This is a genomic window from Candidatus Saccharibacteria bacterium, from assembly GCA_016700375.1.
Lineage (GTDB): Bacteria > Patescibacteriota > Saccharimonadia > Saccharimonadales > UBA4665 > JAGXIT01.
Genome location: CP065016.1, coordinates 22318 through 41320, shown reverse-complemented (window position 1 = coordinate 41320; position 19003 = coordinate 22318). Strand labels below are relative to the sequence as shown.

At 50.0% G+C, this 19003-nt stretch carries 18 protein-coding genes; 8 read left to right on the top strand and 10 right to left on the bottom strand.

Going from position 1 to position 19003, the window contains the following annotated elements; genetic code table 11:
- Window positions 1-43: 43 nt before the first annotated feature.
- The 3 genes from IPP75_00195 to IPP75_00185 form a co-directional block, all read right to left on the bottom strand.
- A complete protein-coding gene (locus IPP75_00195) occupies window positions 44-304 on the bottom strand; it encodes a hypothetical protein (GenBank protein ID QQS69560.1) in 261 nt (86 codons plus the stop codon).
- Complete coding sequence (locus IPP75_00190) at window positions 304-1053, bottom strand: hypothetical protein (protein QQS69559.1); 750 nt, start codon at window positions 1051-1053, stop codon at window positions 304-306. Before IPP75_00190 ends, IPP75_00195 begins: the two co-directional genes overlap by 1 nt.
- Window positions 1054-1306: 253 nt before the next feature.
- Window positions 1307-1861, bottom strand: coding sequence for a hypoxanthine phosphoribosyltransferase (locus IPP75_00185; GenBank protein ID QQS70127.1), 555 nt, complete (start codon window positions 1859-1861; stop codon window positions 1307-1309).
- A 173-nt stretch (window positions 1862-2034) separates the two neighbouring features.
- Between IPP75_00185 and IPP75_00180 the strand changes: the two genes are divergently transcribed.
- Both IPP75_00180 and IPP75_00175 read left to right on the top strand, forming a co-directional pair.
- Window positions 2035-2532 (top strand): YajQ family cyclic di-GMP-binding protein, encoded by a 498-nt coding sequence (locus tag IPP75_00180; GenBank protein QQS69558.1) that lies wholly within the window; start codon window positions 2035-2037, stop codon window positions 2530-2532.
- A 27-nt stretch (window positions 2533-2559) separates the two neighbouring features.
- Window positions 2560-3969, top strand: a complete 1410-nt coding sequence (locus IPP75_00175; protein ID QQS69557.1) for a glycoside hydrolase — start codon at window positions 2560-2562, stop codon at window positions 3967-3969.
- A 205-nt stretch (window positions 3970-4174) separates the two neighbouring features.
- Here the strand turns inward: IPP75_00175 and IPP75_00170 are convergent, their stop codons facing one another.
- Window positions 4175-4984, bottom strand: a complete 810-nt coding sequence (locus IPP75_00170) for a transposase family protein (GenBank protein QQS69556.1) — start codon at window positions 4982-4984, stop codon at window positions 4175-4177.
- Between the two features lie 213 nt (window positions 4985-5197).
- Between IPP75_00170 and IPP75_00165 the strand changes: the two genes are divergently transcribed.
- Window positions 5198-6421 carry a LysM peptidoglycan-binding domain-containing protein gene (locus IPP75_00165; protein QQS69555.1) on the top strand — a complete coding sequence of 408 codons (1224 nt, stop codon included), beginning with the start codon at window positions 5198-5200 and terminating at the stop codon, window positions 6419-6421.
- A gap of 177 nt (window positions 6422-6598) precedes the next feature.
- Here IPP75_00165 and IPP75_00160 read toward each other — a convergent pair whose 3' ends face one another.
- Window positions 6599-9532 (bottom strand): hypothetical protein, encoded by a 2934-nt coding sequence (locus tag IPP75_00160; protein QQS69554.1) that lies wholly within the window; start codon window positions 9530-9532, stop codon window positions 6599-6601.
- A gap of 196 nt (window positions 9533-9728) precedes the next feature.
- Between IPP75_00160 and IPP75_00155 the strand changes: the two genes are divergently transcribed.
- Together IPP75_00155 and IPP75_00150 are read left to right on the top strand one after the other, a co-directional pair.
- Window positions 9729-10538 (top strand): transposase family protein, encoded by an 810-nt coding sequence (locus tag IPP75_00155; protein ID QQS69553.1) that lies wholly within the window; start codon window positions 9729-9731, stop codon window positions 10536-10538.
- 354 nt (window positions 10539-10892) lie between these two features.
- Window positions 10893-11705 carry an undecaprenyl-diphosphate phosphatase gene (locus tag IPP75_00150; protein ID QQS69552.1) on the top strand — a complete coding sequence of 271 codons (813 nt, stop codon included), beginning with the start codon at window positions 10893-10895 and terminating at the stop codon, window positions 11703-11705.
- 44 nt (window positions 11706-11749) lie between these two features.
- Here IPP75_00150 and IPP75_00145 read toward each other — a convergent pair whose 3' ends face one another.
- On the bottom strand, window positions 11750-12646 hold the full coding sequence (locus tag IPP75_00145; protein ID QQS69551.1) for a LysR family transcriptional regulator: 897 nt from the start codon (window positions 12644-12646) through the stop codon (window positions 11750-11752).
- Between the two features lie 88 nt (window positions 12647-12734).
- On the opposite strand from IPP75_00145, the gene IPP75_00140 reads away from it, so the two are divergent.
- Entirely contained in the window at window positions 12735-13865 is a 1131-nt protein-coding gene (locus IPP75_00140; protein ID QQS69550.1) for an inositol-3-phosphate synthase, read from the top strand.
- 373 nt (window positions 13866-14238) lie between these two features.
- Here IPP75_00140 and IPP75_00135 read toward each other — a convergent pair whose 3' ends face one another.
- The 4 genes from IPP75_00135 to IPP75_00120 all read right to left on the bottom strand — a co-directional run bounded on the left by IPP75_00135 (window position 14239) and on the right by IPP75_00120 (window position 17544).
- On the bottom strand, window positions 14239-15321 hold the full coding sequence (locus IPP75_00135; GenBank protein ID QQS69549.1) for a DNA recombination protein RmuC: 1083 nt from the start codon (window positions 15319-15321) through the stop codon (window positions 14239-14241).
- A gap of 55 nt (window positions 15322-15376) precedes the next feature.
- The gene (locus tag IPP75_00130) at window positions 15377-16237 is read right to left on the bottom strand and encodes a ZIP family metal transporter (GenBank protein QQS69548.1); all 861 of its coding nucleotides are present in this window, start codon (window positions 16235-16237) and stop codon (window positions 15377-15379) included.
- Window positions 16238-16317: 80 nt separating this feature from the next.
- Entirely contained in the window at window positions 16318-16779 is a 462-nt protein-coding gene (locus IPP75_00125) for a hypothetical protein (GenBank protein QQS69547.1), read from the bottom strand.
- Window positions 16780-16782: 3 nt separating this feature from the next.
- Window positions 16783-17544: a hypothetical protein gene (locus IPP75_00120; GenBank protein QQS69546.1), complete on the bottom strand. Its 762-nt coding sequence runs from the start codon at window positions 17542-17544 to the stop codon at window positions 16783-16785.
- A gap of 67 nt (window positions 17545-17611) precedes the next feature.
- Between IPP75_00120 and IPP75_00115 the strand changes: the two genes are divergently transcribed.
- On the top strand, window positions 17612-18025 hold the full coding sequence (locus IPP75_00115; protein QQS69545.1) for a transcriptional repressor: 414 nt from the start codon (window positions 17612-17614) through the stop codon (window positions 18023-18025).
- 174 nt (window positions 18026-18199) lie between these two features.
- Entirely contained in the window at window positions 18200-18991 is a 792-nt protein-coding gene (locus IPP75_00110) for an alpha/beta fold hydrolase (protein QQS69544.1), read from the top strand.
- Window positions 18992-19003 lie beyond the last annotated feature (12 nt).

Genomic DNA, 19003 nt, shown 5'->3' with positions numbered 1-19003 from the left:
ACCGCCAAAGGGCGGTTCTCCTAGGAACAACGTGTCAACTGCACTACAGCATAGCATCTATATCTTGGTCGAGCGCCGATGTATCGAGACTAGCGTCAAGCTCAGTATTTGTGTCACTTAAGGTGGTGTCGGCCTGTTTCAGTTCTGGCACCGCCTCAACTTTTTGCTGGGTAGATACCGTCTTGGCTTTATTATCCTGTGACTTCATTACGGTGTAGCCAGCAAAACCTACGACTGCCAGTACAGCCACGAGCAAAACGGCAACAATATGTCCGGCGCCGCGTTCAGAAAGTGAGTATTTCATTAGTTTGTACCCTCCGTTGTGTCTGAAGTAGAATCGATGCCAGAGTCGCTGGTAGTTTCATCACCATTTTCAGCATCGTCCTTTGACTGGGCTAGCGCGACGACTATGTCCTTGAGGGCTTTTCTATAGTCATGGAGTGCGGTGCGTGTTGCTTTTGCCGCCTCTCTAACCTCACTTAGTTTGACAACCGTCTCTGGGTCGCTACAATCCACCCCTACGGCTAGCTCTTTCAGCGCAGCCACGGCAGCGGTTGCTGCTTCTTGCTTTGCGGTTGCGGCGGCTACAAGATCGTCGTAATTAGCAGGTTGAAGATTCTCGGCGGCTTTATATGCCTGAATGCGTTTATATACATCGTCTAGTTTGGCAAGATGCTTATCTGCAGCTTGATTGAAGGCGGCGAGCTTGTTTTCTATGGCCTTCTGCTTGTTTTTGCACACAAGCTTTCGCTTTTCGTCTGCCATTTCTTTGCGGCCATCACGCTTTTTTTCTAAATCTTTTTTTGCATCTTCACGAAGCTGATTCACCCTGAGCTTAACTTCTTCACGCCGATTGCTATCATCGGCCAAACCTGACTGTGCCTCTGGCCCAGCAGTATCTTCTTGTTCGGTACTCTCTTGTGCAACGGTTGTATCGTCCTCACCCTGACGAGCACTAGCTGGCTGTGTGGCCGCGAGGGCAAATACACCCATAAAGCCAAACGCGGCAAGTGCAAACGAAAACCGCTTCATTAATATTGTTGTTTTTTGCATATTCATTATTCCCCTAAGTTATATTTAGTTAGGTAATTTGTAGTATAGCAAAAAGCTTGTGCTTGCAATAGTTTACCTGACCCACGCGCACTTTTTATTCCATTGTCATCCCGACCCCCGTATCAAGTACGGGGTAAACTCCGTGGAGAGATCTCGTTAGATGCAAATACGATGAGATCTTTCGACGGAGTTTACACTGAATTCATTTCAATGCTCAAGATGACACCCCAAAAGTGCGCGCGGGTCAGATAGTTTATGTTGCGGGACTAAGAGCGTATATGTCTGGCACATCGCGGAAGCGACCATCGTAGTCAAAACAGTGGCCCACCACAAACTCTGGGCCAATATCGAAGCCTACGTACATCTTTTCGCCCAGGTCAGACTCTGGAACGGCCAGTTTTGATGGCTTTCGCAGCAACACCACCACCGCAAGCGAGGCGGGCTTTTGCGCCAATAATTCGGCCACAAGGACGCTGAGTGTTTTCCCGGTGTCGACGATGTCTTCTACAATGAGCACGTGTTTGCCCGTGACCGGATGAGTCAAATCGCTAATTTTCTTCACTTCGCCGCTAGAGCCAGTGCCATGGTAACTTGCAAGGTGGATGGTGTCTGAGGTCATTTCAAAGCCAAGTTCTGGGTTTGCCTTAGAAATCGCAAATCGCAGTTGCGAAGCAAAGTGCAACGCACCATTCAGCACTGTCACCGTGTGCAGTCCACCGCGCGAAGCGTAATCTGCCGCGATTTCCTGAGCCAGTGACGCAACCCGCTCGGTAATTTGCGCCTCTTTGAACAACACGTTCGCCTGCATTTTGGTTTCTCCCACCATTACGCCATCATCAAATCCGCTCATACCGCCTCCTCTTAACACTTAACTCTTAACTCTTAACTCTTAACTCTTAACTCTTAACTCTTAACTCTTAACTCTTAACTCTTAACTCTTAACTCTTAACTCTTAACTCTTAAAGAAGTATAATACGATTCATGGGAAACTTCAGCTTCGACATCGTGAGTGAATCCGACAAAGCAGAAATGAATAACGTCTTTGACCAGGCGCTGCGCGAAATGGCCAGCCGCTATGACTTTAAAGGCACGCCAGCCGAGCTGGATTGGCTCGATGACAAAAAAGGCCTAAAAGTCACCGGTAACGGCGAGTGGCAAATTGAAGCCATTCTGGAAATAGTCCGCAAAAAACTGGCCGCCCGTGGCCAAAGCCAAAAAGTGCTCGACACCTCGCGCGAGTTAGTCGAATCCAACCTTAAAACAACCAAAGAGGTACCGTTCAAAGCCGGGCTCGACCAAGACAAAGCCAAAACACTTACCAAACTCATACGCGACGCGTTCCCCAAGGTAAAAACCCAAATCCAGGGCGAAGCCGTTCGCGTCATGAGCAGCAGCAAAGACGACCTCCAGGCCGTCATGACCTTGCTTCGCTCCCGCGAAGACCTCGACTTCCCTCTGAGTTTTACGAACTACAGATAATACTTTCAGTCTGATATTATTAGAACCATGAGCGAAAACGAGCAGGATACCATGCGTGCTGAAGATGTTCTGAGTGAAACGGAAATTGCTGATGTTGAGGAGCGAGCGGCGCTGCCACTCGACGAACAGGCAAAACAAATCCTGGGTGCAAACGACAGAGGTAATTACACCATCCCAGCCGAAAACCTCTACCCGCACCAGTGGCTATGGGATAGTTGTTTCGTAGCAATTGGCCTCAGGCACATAGATGTTGACCGCGCCCAAACCGAACTACTCAATCTTGTAAAAGGCCAGTGGAGCAACGGTATGTTGCCAAACATGATTTTTAGTAATGAGCCAGAGTATCGTCGTGATAGAGAGTTTTGGCGAAGCTGGATAAGCCCCTATTCACCTGACGGTATCGCCACCAGCGGCATCACCCAGCCACCCATGCTCGCAGAAGCTGTCTGGCAAGTCGGTCAAAAGCTGACACTGGCAGAGCGGCGCAGGTGGTACCGTCTGATGCTACCGCACATTGTTTCCTACCACGAATGGCTATACCGCGAGCGTGACCCCCACGGCGAGGGATTGGCTTTACTCCTCCACCCATGGGAATGCGGGCTGGATAACACGCCACCGTGGACTACCGAGCTCCGTGACCACCTCATGCCAGCTTGGATTCGGTTTATTCGCTGGGCACGGCTGGAAGGCATCATCGGCTTTTTCAGACGCGACCGACATTACATACCTCCCGGACAGCGGCTAAGCACTCTTGAAACACTCAGCTACTTCGATGCACAGCGTCGTCTGCGCCGGAAAGCCTACGACAGCCTCAAAATTCTCGACCACGGGCTGTTCAGTATAGAAGACCTTACCTTCAACTGCATATTCATACGCGCAAATGAGCGGCTTCGTGACATTGCCCGCACTCTTCACCATGAATTGCCCGATGAACTCCAGCAGCGTATGGAAAAAAGCGAACGGGCGCTTCACGAGCTCTACGACCCTTACAGTAAAATGTATTGGTCGCGCGACTTCATTACCCACCGCCTACTAAAACAACCGAGCATCGCAGCGCTCATGCCGCTGTACGCCGGCGTACTTACAAAAGAGCAGGCGGAACACATGGTAAAACAGCTTGAAAACGAGCATGTTTTCGGCCCAGGGTTCCCAGTGCCCTCTGTACCACTTGATAGCCCGCAGTTTAACCCAGACCTCTACTGGCAGGGACCGACGTGGATTAATACTAACTGGCTTATCGTTGATGGCCTGAGACGCGCAGGCTACAAAGACCACGCTGATGCGCTCACCGAAACAATGCTTGAAATGGTCCGCCGCAGCGGCTTTGCTGAGTATTTCGACCCGGTAACTGGCGAGCCGCTCGGAGCCCACAACTTTTCGTGGACCGCCGCGTTGGTGCTGGACTTACTTCAGGACAAAGCTGCTCGAGCAAAATAATATTTTGAGCGTTAATTGACAACATATTAAAATTTCGTATATGCTTACATTTGTTCGATATATAACAATTGAAAAAGGCTCGTTGAGGGCAGAAAAACAGTAAAGGAGGCTCTGATGGCTGATGTAGATGACACACAGGGTGGTGGAGGAACAGGAAGCATTATATGTTAGAAAACCTCGCGTTGTTTAACTTTTCCAGCTTCCTTCATAGGCCGCTCGTACTGGTAAAAGTACCACATAGTCGCTCGAGCGGCGTCGCCTTGTCAATGCCTTTGTGTGGGCGTACACAGTTGTAGTAATTCACAAACCTGGTAAGGGCTTTGGCTCGCTCCTCACGACTGTTAAATACCTCGGCGTTATGCCAGCTCTCCATTAGTGTTCGGATGGCTCGTTCGGCTTTGCCATTCGTCTGCGGACACTTCACTTTGGTGAACTTCTGGGTGATGCCAGCCTCGCCACAGGCTTTCATGAAAGCATGTTCACCGTAACGGCCTTTGTACTCGGTGCCATTGTCGGTTAAGATTCGTTCAATACCATAGGGGCATTGAGCCAGTACAGTACTGAGGAAATCCGCGCTACTGAACATGCTCTTGTCGGGGTAGATACCAACGTACAGCTCTCTTGAGTAGTCATCAATAGCCACAAACAGATATTCATGGCCGTCCAGCTTCGTTTCGCCCGTAAGTAGTGGTAGACGTTTAGTATCCATATGCAACATCTCGCCTGGATAGTCTTTCTCGTAACGTTTGGCAGTCCGGGCTAGTTTATCTTGGATTGATCGCTCAATTTTGCCCAGCCGCTTTAAGCCGTACTCCAGGCATTGGTAGCGTTTGTTAGTACTGACGTGCAGGCTGTAGTCATCCCGCCGAGCCCGAGTGAGGATCTTTTGTATAGTGGGGTAGGACACCCCATATTTGGCAATGAGATCTTTCTTACGTAAGTTGAGGACAAAATAATCCTCTGCCAATGCTTTACGTTGAAACGGCATGAGCCGTGTTCGTTTATGTACTACCATAGTGGTAGCCTCCTCTCGTTGGGTTAGTTAGTTGGTTGTACTCTAACTTTTACCATGGAGGAGGCTACTTTGGTTGTCTAGAAAGTTAAATAACGCTCGGGGATTTTACACATTATATTAAATCCGAATGTAGTTATTGCCAGTTCAGGATATTCTACTCAGAATCAGACGCAAAATGCATACAATCAGACCGCTCTTAATGACTTGACAACTATGCAATCTAACCAGGTGTCGTTAGCAGAGGCCACAGCGTCCCATGATGCGATCGGTGCAGCTGCAACGGCTACGTATCAAAGCGCACCTACACCGACTGGTGGTTCTGGTGGTTCTGGTGGTTCTGGTGGTTCTGGTGGTTCTGGTGGTACGTACACCATTCAGTCGGGAGACACGCTGAGTGCTATTGCGAAGCGGTATGGAACCACAGTGGATGTTCTGGCTGATTTAAATGGCATAACAGACCCAAACAGAATTTACGCCGGCAAAACCCTTAAGCTGCCTGGCGGCTCAACAACACCGGCCGAAACGCCTGCCGTCGCTGCTCCCGTGCCCGCCCAGGTTGTAACTGACCCTGCAGGAACAAACCCAATTGTAGTCGACGACCCTGTGGCATCCTCAGATGACGCAACCGGGGCAGCGCCAGTAAATACTGCTGGCGTGGAAACCAATACGGACAGCACAAACAGCACGGGTCAAACTGATACCGACCAAGACCCAGACGCCGGTACAGCTCCAGGTGCTGGCACTGCTGCGCCCGGCAGTCAAACCGGCGAAGATAATCGGGACGATGCAGCAAATGATGCGCTAGCCAATGGTGGTAATGAAGACCAAGAAAATAATGCCGGTGGAGCTGAAGGAGTTGATGACGGCCTGCCAGGCAGCAGTGTCGGTGAAGATCATCGAAGCGACCAAGCAAATGCTGCATTGGCCGATGCCGAGCTCAACCATCCTGCCATGCCAAACGACATCACCACGCCTGATGACCCAGTGGCGGGTAACGCCGCCGGAGGAGCCGAGCCAACCGCTGGTACAGGTATGCATATTGTTATGCCTGGTGACACCCTAAGCGACATTGCTCAGTACTACGGCACAGATGTAGATACGCTCGTTCGTCTAAACAATGTTGAAAACCGTAACCTCATTCATCCGGGTCAAGTACTACAACTCCCTGACGGCGCAGCCGCAGGATCGGTTGGTACGGGCACGGACGAAAGCGCCGGAACCTACACTGTTGTCGTAGGCGATACACTCAGTGCCATTGCAGAGAAGCATGGGTACGGCGGAGACTACATGTCTCTGGCAAAAGAGAACAACCTTGCTAACCCAGATCTAATACTCCCTGGCCAAAAGCTAGCCTTTGGAGGAGCAAGCGCTAACGGATTACCTGGCAATACGCTGCCAGAGCCTACCAGTATTGTTGGCTATACAGAGCAAAGCTGAACTACTCAGAAGCGCCATACCATGGTTCAATGCGCTTGTACTTATAAAACCTTTTCAGAAATACAATCTAACTCACTCCATACAAAAATCTGTTGCAAATAAGCAGCCGTCACAAGCTAACCTAGTACCGTTGAGCTTGCTCGATTGCTCACGTATCGATGTGACCAGAGTATCCATTTACTGTTTGGTAAAGGATACCATGCTAATCGGATTAGCTGCTTGCGCATTTTCTGACGTTCCAGCCGGGGACGCAGATGCCATCGACGCGCCAGTCGCGGATATCGATGGCTGGGTGTTCATTTTTTCTTGTGTTGTTGAACCGCCAGATGCAGCTGGATACGTGTAGGCCAAGGCTGAATTTGATTGCATATTATTGCTGAGGTTTGTGGCATCAGTTACGACGGCACTGTTTGAAGACGCCATATATTCTTCATGAAGTTTTGCTATAACACCGGCATCGTTTGACCGAAGTGCTCTCGCAGCATACTCATCTGCTTGAGACTGTCCTGCCAACCCATCATATGGCCTATAAAAACTTCCCGTAATTCGTTCACTCGCCAACCTTGATCGATATGCCTCAATTTCGCGGGCTTCATTCGGGGAATAGCCGTAGCTCCTTGACCCTCCTTCAGGTTGGCTCCCTGCGGTGTTATACGGATTCATAAATCTGTCGTCGAACATATAAGGTCGACGATTGTACATTCCAGACGGCATTTCTTGAGAAAACTCACCGATTCTCCCCCCTCGGTTCGCCAAATCTAAACTGTACTGCCTGCGGAGAGAATCTGCCACATAGTTCCGTTGCATTATCTCAGGCTGCTGTTCTAGCATATCTACCGTTTGAAAATGTCCGCCCTGCAATTTCCCTCCGGTATAGATAGCTTGCATTTCACTTTTTGCGGTCAGATACCGTTTTAGGAGATCGGCATCCATATTTGGGTTTTTGTAGTCAGTAATATCGCCTTTTTCGCCTAGCGTTGCGACAAACAATTTATCTGGATTAACCAACGCTGCCCGAGCCTCCACATTCTTCTCTCCTGGGCCGTAGGCAAATTGGTCAAGTGTGAGTGGATTTGTGCTGGTGTCGCTGACGCTGGAAATGTCCCGACCGCCATTCTCAAGAAATTTAGTGTAGTTGCCCTTTATTTCATCCCACTCGCCGTGGGTTGCCTTGAACTCCGCTACGGACTGCTCGCGTCTTGCGTCATCAGTAATATTCTGCCACTGACCCTCAAAAAATTCTTGGCCATTGGCAATATGGTAACCAGCAGGGTCGATTTGCGATTGCGCGTAGGTAGTCAAACGTTTATTAATGCCTTTGGCGAGAAATTCGGGATCCAGTTTATAGCTCGGATCCTCAAGTATCGGGGAGCCGTCGGAATTCTCGGCAAAGGCTTCGTGTATCATATCGCCTTCATAGTTTCGAACCTCCTTGCCGGCAAGGTCTGGACCGAAAGTGGGATCGTTGCTGTACGTGTGTGTTCGATAAGGAGCGTTAAAGATTGCAGCACGTTGAGCGGCAACACGATATTCTATGACGCTTTGCGCGAAGGGAGTGGAAACAACAGTCGGCTTTTCTTGAATCGCTTCACTCGAAGGGTTAAGCGTGTATGAAGTGAACCCTTTCTGACGTAATTCAGCATTCACCTCCAGCCAGTCATTCTTAATTGTTGAGATAGTTGGTATGCTACTCCCGCTGTAAAAGCCATTGCGTTCTACTTCAATCGAACCTCCTGCCATGTACGCCTTATGAAGAGCATTAAGCGTATCTACGTCGCCGGAGGCAATGGCTTGGGCGCGGATTACATCTGCAGGGCTCTGTTGGCTCATCTGGCCCGACCATCGCCCCTCTTGTCGCAATGACTGGTTACTGAATATACCATGTGGATAATCATTGATTCGAGCGGAAGATTGAGCAGAACCTGTGGCAAACCCGCCATAAACCTCGTCTCGTCTACTAGAATAAAGCTGTTGTCGACTAGCTGACTCAGTGCTGCCATCGGCAAACGCCGTTAGCTTATCCCTGAAACTTGCAATAATTCGCTCAGAAAAATGCCCGCCGCCATCAAGGGTTGAGGCCGTGTTTAACGTACTGGCTCGTGCATCATTTAACAATCTCTTAATCGCATCAGACTCTGTGCCGTTTTTGTCAGCGAGCATGCTATTTGCTTCTGGTGTCGTCACGGCGATTAATTGTGTCCGAGCCATTAAGAAACGGCGCACGAGATCACTATCATAGTTTGGGTTGGTTGGATCCGTTACCTCACCCTTTGCCCCGACGGCCTCTTGAAGGCGTTTCGTAGGATCATACGACGTCGTATTGAAGGCCGCCTCCACATTCTTCTCTCCTGGGCCGTAGGCAAATTGGTCAAGTGTGAGTGGATTTGTGCTGGTGTCGCTGACGCTGGAAATGTCCCGACCGCCATTCTCAAGAAATTTAGTGTAGTTGCCCTTTATTTCATCCCACTCGCCGTGGGTTGCCTTGAACTCCGCTATGGACTGCTCGCGTCTTGCGTCATCAGTAATATTCTGCCACTGACCCTCAAAAAATTCTTGGCCATTGGCAATATGGTAACCAGCAGGGTCGATTTGCGATTGCGCGTAGGTAGTCAAACGTTTATTAATGCCTTTGGCGAGAAATTCGGGATCCAGTTTATAGCTCGGATCCTCAAGTATCGGGGAGCCGTCGGAATTCTCGGCAAAGGCTTCGTGTATCATATCGCCTTCATAGTTTCGAACCTCCTTGCCGGCAAGGTCTGGACCGAAAGTGGGATCGTTGCTGTACGTGTGTGTTCGATAAGGAGCGTTAAAGATTGCAGCACGTTGAGCGGCAACACGATATTCTATGACGCTTTGCGCGAAGGGAGTGGAAATTTGGTCTGGTGCGTTGTGCCGGATACCGGTCGTAGCCCGAGCAAGCCCGGTATCGCTCAAGTCAAAGCTGAAAGACGTATACCCTTTACTTGAAAGTTCTTTATTTATCGCCTCCCAAGCAGATACTATCTCTTTTAGAGATGATGGCATGGGAGTGGACGCTAAAACGTTTGAGTGGCTGCTTGTCGCGCCCCCTCCCACTTGCATATTTCTAGCCTGCTGAAAAAAATCACTCATTCCATGTCCTCCATGCTATCTAAAATTAAGGAATATTAACCTTGCCTTATCCTAGCATTAGCATTATTAACAATCAATACATAACCTGTAAAATCCCCGAGCGTTATTTAACTTTCTAGACAACCAAAGTAGCCTCCTCCATGGTAAAAGTTAGAGTACAACCAACTAACTAACCCAACGAGAGGAGGCTACCACTATGGTAGTACATAAACGAACACGGCTCATGCCGTTTCAACGTAAAGCATTGGCAGAGGATTATTTTGTCCTCAACTTACGTAAGAAAGATCTCATTGCCAAATATGGGGTGTCCTACCCCACTATACAAAAGATCCTCACTCGGGCTCGGCGGGATGACTACAGCCTGCACGTCAGTACTAACAAACGCTACCAATGCCTGGAGTACGGCTTAAAGCGGCTGGGCAAAATTGAGCGATCAATCCAAGATAAACTAGCCCGGACTGCCAAACGTTACGAGAAAGACTATCCAGGCGAGATGTTGCATATGGATACTAAACGTCTACCACTACTTACGGGCGAAACGAAGCTGGACGGCCATGAATATCTGTTTGTGGCTATTGATGACTACTCAAGAGAGCTGTACGTTGGTATCTACCCCGACAAGAGCATGTTCAGTAGCGCGGATTTCCTCAGTACTGTACTGGCTCAATGCCCCTATGGTATTGAACGAATCTTAACCGACAATGGCACCGAGTACAAAGGCCGTTACGGTGAACATGCTTTCATGAAAGCCTGTGGCGAGGCTGGCATCACCCAGAAGTTCACCAAAGTGAAGTGTCCGCAGACGAATGGCAAAGCCGAACGAGCCATCCGAACACTAATGGAGAGCTGGCATAACGCCGAGGTATTTAACAGTCGTGAGGAGCGAGCCAAAGCCCTTACCAGGTTTGTGAATTACTACAACTGTGTACGCCCACACAAAGGCATTGACAAGGCGACGCCGCTCGAGCGACTATGTGGTACTTTTACCAGTACGAGCGGCCTATGAAGGAAGCTGGAAAAGTTAAACAACGCGAGGTTTTCTAACACATAACCCCCTGAAACTCAAAGTTATTATATATCTGGCTTGTCACTCCTCTGAAGGCGGGCTGACACACACTCACTTGTTGAATGTCATCTAGAGCGAAACCGAAAGATCCTGTCTGATGTACGCCTAACGAGATCCCTCCACGGAGTTTACCCCGTACTTGATACGGGGGTCGGGATGACACAGGAGTAAGAAGTGAGTGTGGGTCAGGAAGGCGGGCATTAGGAATAAACTTCCCACGGCCTGACGGCCGGGGTATTGTGGCCTGGAATATAATTAGTAAACCCAGTGCTGGCCGGTGTTATACTTGGAAGTATGATTGAATTTTTACAGGCGTTACTGCTGGGCGTTATCGAAGGCATAACAGAATTCTTACCTATTTCTAGCACCGGACATTTGATATTAACTCAGGAGCTCATAGGCTTCAAAGATACACACGAACTATTCACGGTGGTTATCCAGCTAGGTGCCATTGCTGCGGTGGTGTGGTACTACCGGCGCGATTTATGGCAGAAGTCAGTAGGGCTACTGCGACGTGAAAGTGCAGCACTCAACTTCTGGAAGATTCTAGCCCTCGGTACCATACCGGCTGGCGTTATTGGTTTGGCGTTTGACAAGATTTCGACAGCTATATCCATACCTGTGGTCATAGCATTTGCTCTCATTATCGGCGGCATCATTTTATGGCTGGTCGATAACAAGCCCGTGCACCGCACAGAAAAACTTGTTCCACTCGATACCATAACTCCAAAGCAAGCGCTCCTGGTTGGGCTCGGCCAATGCGTTGCCATGGTGCCCGGCGTGTCGCGAAGCGGCGCAACCATCGTCAGCGGACTCGCCGTGAAGCTGAACCGCCCAACGGCCACGGCATTTTCGTTTTACCTGAGCATACCGGTGCTAGTGCTGGCCAGTGCTTACAAGCTCGCAAAATACTCTGCAGATATTCCAAGTATATCTGGGGGCTGGGCAGGCATAGTTATTGGACTCGTAGCAGCATTTTTCACGGCGCTCCTGGCCGTCAGCTGGCTGCTACGTTACATCGCTCACCACAATTTCAAACCATTCGCTATTTACCGCATAGTACTTGGCATATTGCTGCTTCTGGCGGTGTCGGTCGGCTGGCTGTAATCCCAAGTAAAATGCCCCTCTGTTATTAGAACATCCCAGACGAATTAGACAATGGTATATGCCTTAAGCTGCTCGCGCATGGCCAGGGCTAGGCCGACCAAACGGGGCGGTATGGTGCGACCTTTTAGTGTTACTACGTGAAGACGACGCTGTATTTCAAACGGCTCTGCTTTGTAACCTAGTACAGAGAGCGTTCCAGCTTCTATCTTGTCTTTAACGAGCAGCCGAGGCAATACCGCCGCACCCTTGCCACGTCCTACCATTCCGAGCATTACATCTGGGCTGCTTGAGTACAGTACGGCTTGGGTTTCGATTCTCGAGCGCCGTAACTCAGTATCAATTATTTTGAACGTCGTAGAAGAGCGTACGTACGACAAAAATGGCAATGGTTCTCGATTATCAATCCGAGTCTGGAAAACTTCCTGCATTTCGGGAGAACAGACGAGCACAAGCTTATCGGCAGTAACAGCGGCAATTTCGAGTCGGTTATCGGCTTGGTCGTCGGCGACGATAATGGCGACATCGAGCTCACTTTGCAGCACACCCCGACGCAAAGAGGCCGAGTTTGCCACATACAGACCGAGTTCGGTTGTCGACTCTAGCAGCTTGAGTTGCTGCGGCAAGTTCGCCAGTAACACCGCCACGCTGTCGATAAGCCCCAGCCTGAGCGGCACTTTCTGACTTCCCAGTGAAATAAGTTCGAGCTTGAGATTTTGCGCTACCTTGCGGTGCTCTAACGCAGCCGCATAGACAAGTTTACCTGCTTCGGTAAGAACAACCCCATGTCGGCCATTACTCTCTAGAAGTTTTTCGCCAATGTTTTTTTCGAGCTTGGCGACTGCCACACTCAGCGCAGGTTGGGAAATATGGAGCAACTCAGCTGCCCGCGTGAACGTACCGGCCTCCACCACTGCCACAAACTTCCGTAGACTATCATCCATAAATATTTATTATACCTGATGTAATAACTATGTATTGGTTTTATATGTTCATGTACCAGTACAATGCAGTACCATAAGGAGCATTACTATGAAAAAAGAGGTTATCAAAGTTGCTGTGGTGGGTGTTGGAAACTGTTTTTCTTCACTCTACCAAGGGCTTGAATATTACCGAGAGCACAAGGGCGAGAACATTCCGGGCGTCATGTTCGCCGACATTGGCGGCTACCGCACCAGTGACATAGACGTCGTAGCGACATTTGACGTTGACCCGCGCAAGGTGGGCAAAACCACCGGCGAAGCCATCTTTGCTCAGCCAAACTGCGCCCGAGTGTTTCAAGAAAAGGTTTCGGCCGGACCCGTCGTGCAAATGGGTCACCCACTCGACGGCGTCAGCGACTACATGCTCGAACAGCCAGAAGAATTCGGCTTCCGTGTTGCAAAGATTAAACCGGTAGATGTCGTAAAAGCACTCAAAGACGGTAAGGCAGATATACTCATAAACTACCTGCCGGTTGGTTCCCAGGAAGCGACAGAGTTCTACGCCCAGTGCGCTATAGATGCGGGTGTAGCGTTCCTAAACTGCATACCAGTTTTCATTGCCAGCGACCCCAAGTGGGAGCAAAAGTTTATCGATGCCGGCCTGCCGCTTATAGGCGACGACATGCGCTCGCAGATTGGTGCGAGTGTGGTCAGCCAGGTCCTGCAAGAGCTTGCCTTCGACCGCGGTGCAGAGGTGGAGTTTCACCAGCAGCTCAACATTGGCGGTAACACCGACTTCAACAACATGATGGTGCAGTCGCGGCTGGCCAGTAAAAAGAAAAGTAAAGAAAACGTCATTCGCGCCCAAAACGACATACGCGGCATACCGGTACCAGAACACAGCCTGTTCGCCGGGCCGAGCACCTTCCTCCCCTACCTAAAAGACAATAAAGTTGCCTACTTCAATATCCGCCTTAAAGGCTTTGGCGGTGCACCGATTACCATGGACCTCAAGCTTTCGGTGCAAGACAGCGAAAACAGCGCGGGGGTTGTGATAGATGCCATTCGCTACCTGAAAGTTGCCCGAGAGCTCGGTGTGGTCGGTGCCCTGCGCGGTCCCAGCGCCTGGACACAAAAAACCCCGCCAGAACAAATGATGTACACCGACGCAAAATCCGAATGCGCCGCCCTTGCCGCCCGCAAACTAACTGCAAGCGTCCGCAAACAAGTTAAGAAATAGGTCTCTCAGTATGGCATAGAAACCCGCGGGCATAATTCTGCCCATCATGGTTTGGTACAATAAATCCTAATGAATTTTACCTTGGATACTGCCCTAGCCCTTTCCTTCTTCGTGGTTATAGTTGGTGTGGACAGATATAAGGCATGGCGGCGTCGGGCTCGAATATCGGAGTTAGCATCGTTACCACGACGAAGCCCTATTGAAGATGAACAATTAGAAGCGCTGCGTTTTGCGATTAGTATGCGAGCCAATCGAAGCGAGGTCTACAAAGTTGTCTGCACCGCAGTCTTAATTGTTGTACCGATCTTTTTCTTTTTTATCTACGTAGTATTGAAATAAAGATTACGCTCTAATAGTGATAAGACCTAGTCGTTTAGTCGTTGGCTTGCGGTTTGTCGAGCAAGAGCGGTTCGACGCTGGCGGTCGTGTCGGCTATCTTCACAACATCGCGGTCCATACGGCCGAGGCTTTTGTGTGCGGCATTGAAGTGATTCACCGTAGTCCCAAGCGCATTGCCAAGTTTTTGCATAAAGCTGTCGTGCGCCGCAATGTGCTTGCCCAGCTCGCCCACCCGTTTTTGAATATCTTTGGCTTGCTCTTCTATTTGCAAACTTTTGAGCCCTTGCATAACCGTTTGCAGGTACGCTAGCAGCGTTGTGGGGCTGACGATGATGACTTTCTTATCTATAAAGGCGTATTCTATGAGGTCACGCGCATTGGTGCCAGTTGCCCCCACGTTATTAACCAGCAGGTCGTAGTAAATGGCCTCGCTGGGTATGAACATAAAGGCGTAGTCGAGCGTGTTTTCACTGGGGCGAATGTATTTACTGGTTTCGTCTATACGTAGTTTAAGGTCGGACTTGAATGTTTTTACTATGATTTCACGCTGTGTTTTGTCTTTTTCCTCAATGAGCCGGTTGTAGTTTTCTAAGCTAAACTTGCTATCTATCGGCAGTAGACGACCCTTGTCTAGTTTTATGACGGCATCCACAATCTCGCCGTCTTTGAACTTGTACTGCGTTTCGTACACATGCGGTGGCAGCACGTTCCCCAGCACCGTGTCGAGGTAGTATTCGCCCAACCCTCCGCGCTGCTTTGGGTTTTGCAGTACGTTTTGGAGTGTCTTGAGCTCATCGGCCACATCTACCACCCGCTTGTTCGATTCCTTTAGCTCGGTGAGGTTCCGGGTAATCTCGGTGATAATTTTGTTGCTCTCAGTCGATTGTTTTTGGAGCGCGCCAAACATAGCAGACTGAGATTTATCGAGCCGGTCGCTAATTTGCGTCTGCACGCCCTCTTTGAGCTTGGTGATGTCCTCGCTGAGATTGCGTAAATCTTCTTTTAGCAGCAGGGCGCTCTGGCCATTATCTGTGCTCGCGTGAGTCAATACATATACAAGCGCTCCGCCCAAAGCTGCCGCTAAAACCCCCAGGACAATAATTGCCACCATTTCCATATATTTCAGTATACAGGCAAGAGCCTGCCCTGAACATCATGACTTTATAGCTACATTACTCGTGAGCCGCATGCTCATGGTCAGCGTCGTGATGTGACTCGACCGCCGCATGTTCCGATGTGTGCTCGTGCTCGTGTCCAGCATCTATGTACTGGTGCGCGATTTGCACGGCCAATATCACCGTAACTATACCGAGTATGAGCATAAGCGGCTGCCAATCAACAAATTTGCGGCCTTTATCGTGTTTGTGTAGCTCAGGGATGATGTCGCTCATGGCTATGTACAGCAGAAACCCTGCGCTCAATCCAATGAGCACACCCATAGGGAGTTTTTCCGCACTTCCAACTGCAAACGTGAGGATTGCCATAATTGTTGTAGCCAATGCGCTGAGCGCATTTACGAGTAGTGCTTTTTTACGCGACAAGCCTTTGTGAAGCATGAGCCCAAAATCACCAATTTCTTGCGGGATTTCATGTGCTGCCACGGCAATAGTAGTGACGATGCCCGTGGGCACGCTAATAAGAAACGAAGCCGCTATAGCCACGCCGTCCAAGGCATTGTGAATTGTATCGCCTGCAATAATAAGCGGCAACGTACTATCATGGTGCTCTGAGACAAACTTCCCTTCATCTGCGCGATGATGGTGATGAAACCAGTGAATAAACCGTTCCATCAGATAGAACAGCACCACGCCAATGACTGTAGATAGCAACAGCGTTTTCGCATGAGCTTCTTCAAGCCCATCGAGCAGCAAATCCATAAATACTGCGGCAACAAGCGCTCCGGCCGCAAACGGCGTCGCGTACTTGGCCAGTGCAAGCGCCGTTTTTTCACGGCTGAGCAGCAACGCCCCGCCTATGAGCGAAAACAGTCCGCCTACCAACGAAAAAAATATTACGTGTCCATATGTAGCCATACTTGCTCTTACTCCCTGTATATTTACTTTGTATCATTTAATCGTTTCCGTCCGCTCTCTGCAAATCTGTCGCAAAACAGCTACTTCTTGCGACACGCCCGGCCCGCTTTGCAGTCGGCGCAGGTTTTTGCGTCATGTGAATCATTTTCGCGGTCGTGATTGTGCCCATCATCTTTCCCATGCGATGAAAATGCGTCGTCAAACATACTGCCAACTTCGTTCGCCAGCCCCTGCATGTGGTTGTGAGTACAGGCCATAGCCCCGAGCGTCATCGCCATCTGCATCGCCTGCTCAACGTAGCCACGGGCTTTAACCTCTACCAGCAATGAGCGTACGGCGGCAACTGCTTCTTCATCGGAAGGTCCTTCTGCAACACGCGCGGCCAAGTCGTCAAACGTTGCACCCAGTTGTGCCACGACCTCTCCTTCCGACAATGCAACTGCACCCGCAAAGAATGCGTCCCAATCATTGACCTGCTCTGCAATCGGTGCGTCCGGCAACGTGTCAGAAAAAGTGTCTGGTTGATACAGCTCAGTTTGCATAGCTTACATCGTCATTGCTGCTAAATTACGTGCAAAGTTCAGTCTGCCATGGGTCTCAGGGTTTGATATGGCAGCGGCGGCCGTCCAGGCGACATTGGCAGCCTCACCGGTTAGACCACTGCCAAGCATGTCGGAGGTGTGAGGCTGGTAATGGCCAGCTACTTCTAGCCCTACCTGACTGAGAGTAAATGCTCCTTGTCTTAGCGGGATGACTTGGTTGCGACCTACATGAATATCCTGCAACCCCTGCCGGGTAAGCTCGGCTCCAAATGTTTTGGGTGTGAAGTCATGTAGTGCCTGATGTGGGTTCCCGCGCAATGCCAGGGCAGATGCCCCCACTACAGCATGGCCCCCATAGCCTGCTCGCGGCTGACCGCCTGGGTGTTCAAGCACAGAGCGCCGATTGTTTAGGTAGAGGGTATCGAGTTGCGATTGCACTAACGGCGAGAACACCTCATGGCCCCCAAGGACGCCTATTCTTTCTTCATCCTCGAGAACTATGCCCGCTACTCTATTAGGCTGTTGATTACGCCTGGGGATAAGTACTATCGCCCTTAGGCCGGCAAATCCTGGCAATTTGGCGCGGGGTCTTATTTTTATATAGCCATCAGGCTCTATTGCCACCCTTTCACGAATCGCCCATAGCACTAACTCCTGAAATGACGGACGAGGTACCTCTGCTTGCACGAGGCCACCGTACGGCGATGCCGCATCGCTAAAGGCGCTAAATGCATCAGTGAGTTGGTTTGGTGATACCTGCTTCATACAAATTAGTACATCATAAACACATAATTTTTTGCAAAAATGTCGCAATTTATGATACCATTGCAACATGAGTAGTCAGGCAATATTTGAAAAATCGCTAAAGCAGGCCGGTGTCAGTCTGACGAAGCCACGTCAGGCGGTGTTCAAGGGGTTGCAGCACCACAAAAGTCTGACCATGGCCGAGCTAGTAGCAGCCTGCACGGGCGTTGACCGCGCTAGCGTATACCGCACGACTGAGTTGTTTGAAAGGCTAGGCATCATCATACGTATACCAAATGGGTGGAAATACCGTCTGGAACTCGGCGAAGCCTTTCACGAACACCACCACCACGCCACCTGCAGCTCATGCGGTGCCAGCATTGCACTCCCCGAAGACCCCGCACTCGAGAAGCGCCTGCAAGCACTGGCGAAACGCCGCAATTTCACCCTTACCACCCACCAAATAGAACTCACCGGCACCTGCGAGAGCTGCCAAGCGTAATCAGATTCCGTCTGTTTCGTATTTAAAAAGGCCGGTACTTTCGGCCTTTTTCGCGGAAAATCAATTTCCATGCATAACTGTAACCTAGCGGAACGCAAAAGTATGTGATGAAAGTTACTGACAGCATAGAAAAGCAGATTTTACATCGTTTGTATTCCACGATATGCTTGAGTGATGTTTGATTACCTCTGGCATGGCATTTTTGGCCGCCCCTACCGCCTGCATGTTGCTCGCAGCGGCGATGCATCCAAGCCGGTTATTGTGTTGTTACACGGCATCGCTGCCAGTGGCGACGATTGGCGCAAAGTCCTGCCTTACCTCGAGCCACACTACCACTGTATTACCATAGACTTACTCGGTTTTGGAGAATCTCCCAAGCCACAATGGCTGGGCTACACCATGGACGACCACATGCGCGCCCTCTACCGTACCATGAACAAACTTCACCTGGGAAGCTCATTTCTACTAATCGGCCATTCACTTGGTTCGCTACTGGCCGCTCGCTACGCCACCGAACACGAAGCGAATATTAGCCGGCTAATCCTACTAAGCCCACCTGTGTACCCACCCTTATCACACATAAAAAGCAAAGCTGCTCGAAAACTAACTGGCTTGCTTCTCAATATATACAAATTCCTGCGCGACGACCCGCGCATAAACCCCGAATCGTTTCGTAAGCTCATGTACCTCGCGCCATTGCCGCGCGGTGTTATAAAACAACCAGAAACATGGGTACCGTTTATGCGCACTCTGAAGGAATGTGTCGAAAAACAAACCATCATAAATGACGTCAGACGGCTCAGCTTACCCATAGATGTCTGTTATGGCAGCCTAGACCAAGTGGTAGTAAGCAGCAATGTAGAGCTACTAGCTCGCAACAAAAACGTCCGTCTCCACACCTTCCTGAACACCCATGACCTCACCACCCGCTACGGCAAGCTCGTCGCAAAAATCCTAAAGAAATAGACCCATCTAATA

Excerpts from the sequence above, each read along its gene's own strand:
- IPP75_00195 (QQS69560.1), bottom strand. The coding sequence starts at position 304 with ATGAAATACTCACTTTCTGAACGCGGCGCCGGACATATTGTTGCCGTT.
- IPP75_00190 (QQS69559.1), bottom strand. The coding sequence starts at position 1,053 with ATGCAAAAAACAACAATATTAATGAAGCGGTTTTCGTTTGCACTTGCC.
- IPP75_00185 (QQS70127.1), bottom strand. The coding sequence starts at position 1,861 with ATGCAGGCGAACGTGTTGTTCAAAGAGGCGCAAATTACCGAGCGGGTT.
- IPP75_00180 (QQS69558.1), top strand. The coding sequence starts at position 2,035 with ATGGGAAACTTCAGCTTCGACATCGTGAGTGAATCCGACAAAGCAGAA.
- IPP75_00175 (QQS69557.1), top strand. The coding sequence starts at position 2,560 with ATGAGCGAAAACGAGCAGGATACCATGCGTGCTGAAGATGTTCTGAGT.
- IPP75_00170 (QQS69556.1), bottom strand. The coding sequence starts at position 4,984 with ATGGTAGTACATAAACGAACACGGCTCATGCCGTTTCAACGTAAAGCA.
- IPP75_00165 (QQS69555.1), top strand. The coding sequence starts at position 5,198 with ATGCAATCTAACCAGGTGTCGTTAGCAGAGGCCACAGCGTCCCATGAT.
- IPP75_00160 (QQS69554.1), bottom strand. The coding sequence starts at position 9,532 with ATGAGTGATTTTTTTCAGCAGGCTAGAAATATGCAAGTGGGAGGGGGC.
- IPP75_00155 (QQS69553.1), top strand. The coding sequence starts at position 9,729 with ATGGTAGTACATAAACGAACACGGCTCATGCCGTTTCAACGTAAAGCA.
- IPP75_00150 (QQS69552.1), top strand. The coding sequence starts at position 10,893 with ATGATTGAATTTTTACAGGCGTTACTGCTGGGCGTTATCGAAGGCATA.
- IPP75_00145 (QQS69551.1), bottom strand. The coding sequence starts at position 12,646 with ATGGATGATAGTCTACGGAAGTTTGTGGCAGTGGTGGAGGCCGGTACG.
- IPP75_00140 (QQS69550.1), top strand. The coding sequence starts at position 12,735 with ATGAAAAAAGAGGTTATCAAAGTTGCTGTGGTGGGTGTTGGAAACTGT.
- IPP75_00135 (QQS69549.1), bottom strand. The coding sequence starts at position 15,321 with ATGGAAATGGTGGCAATTATTGTCCTGGGGGTTTTAGCGGCAGCTTTG.
- IPP75_00130 (QQS69548.1), bottom strand. The coding sequence starts at position 16,237 with ATGGCTACATATGGACACGTAATATTTTTTTCGTTGGTAGGCGGACTG.
- IPP75_00125 (QQS69547.1), bottom strand. The coding sequence starts at position 16,779 with ATGCAAACTGAGCTGTATCAACCAGACACTTTTTCTGACACGTTGCCG.
- IPP75_00120 (QQS69546.1), bottom strand. The coding sequence starts at position 17,544 with ATGAAGCAGGTATCACCAAACCAACTCACTGATGCATTTAGCGCCTTT.
- IPP75_00115 (QQS69545.1), top strand. The coding sequence starts at position 17,612 with ATGAGTAGTCAGGCAATATTTGAAAAATCGCTAAAGCAGGCCGGTGTC.
- IPP75_00110 (QQS69544.1), top strand. The coding sequence starts at position 18,200 with ATGTTTGATTACCTCTGGCATGGCATTTTTGGCCGCCCCTACCGCCTG.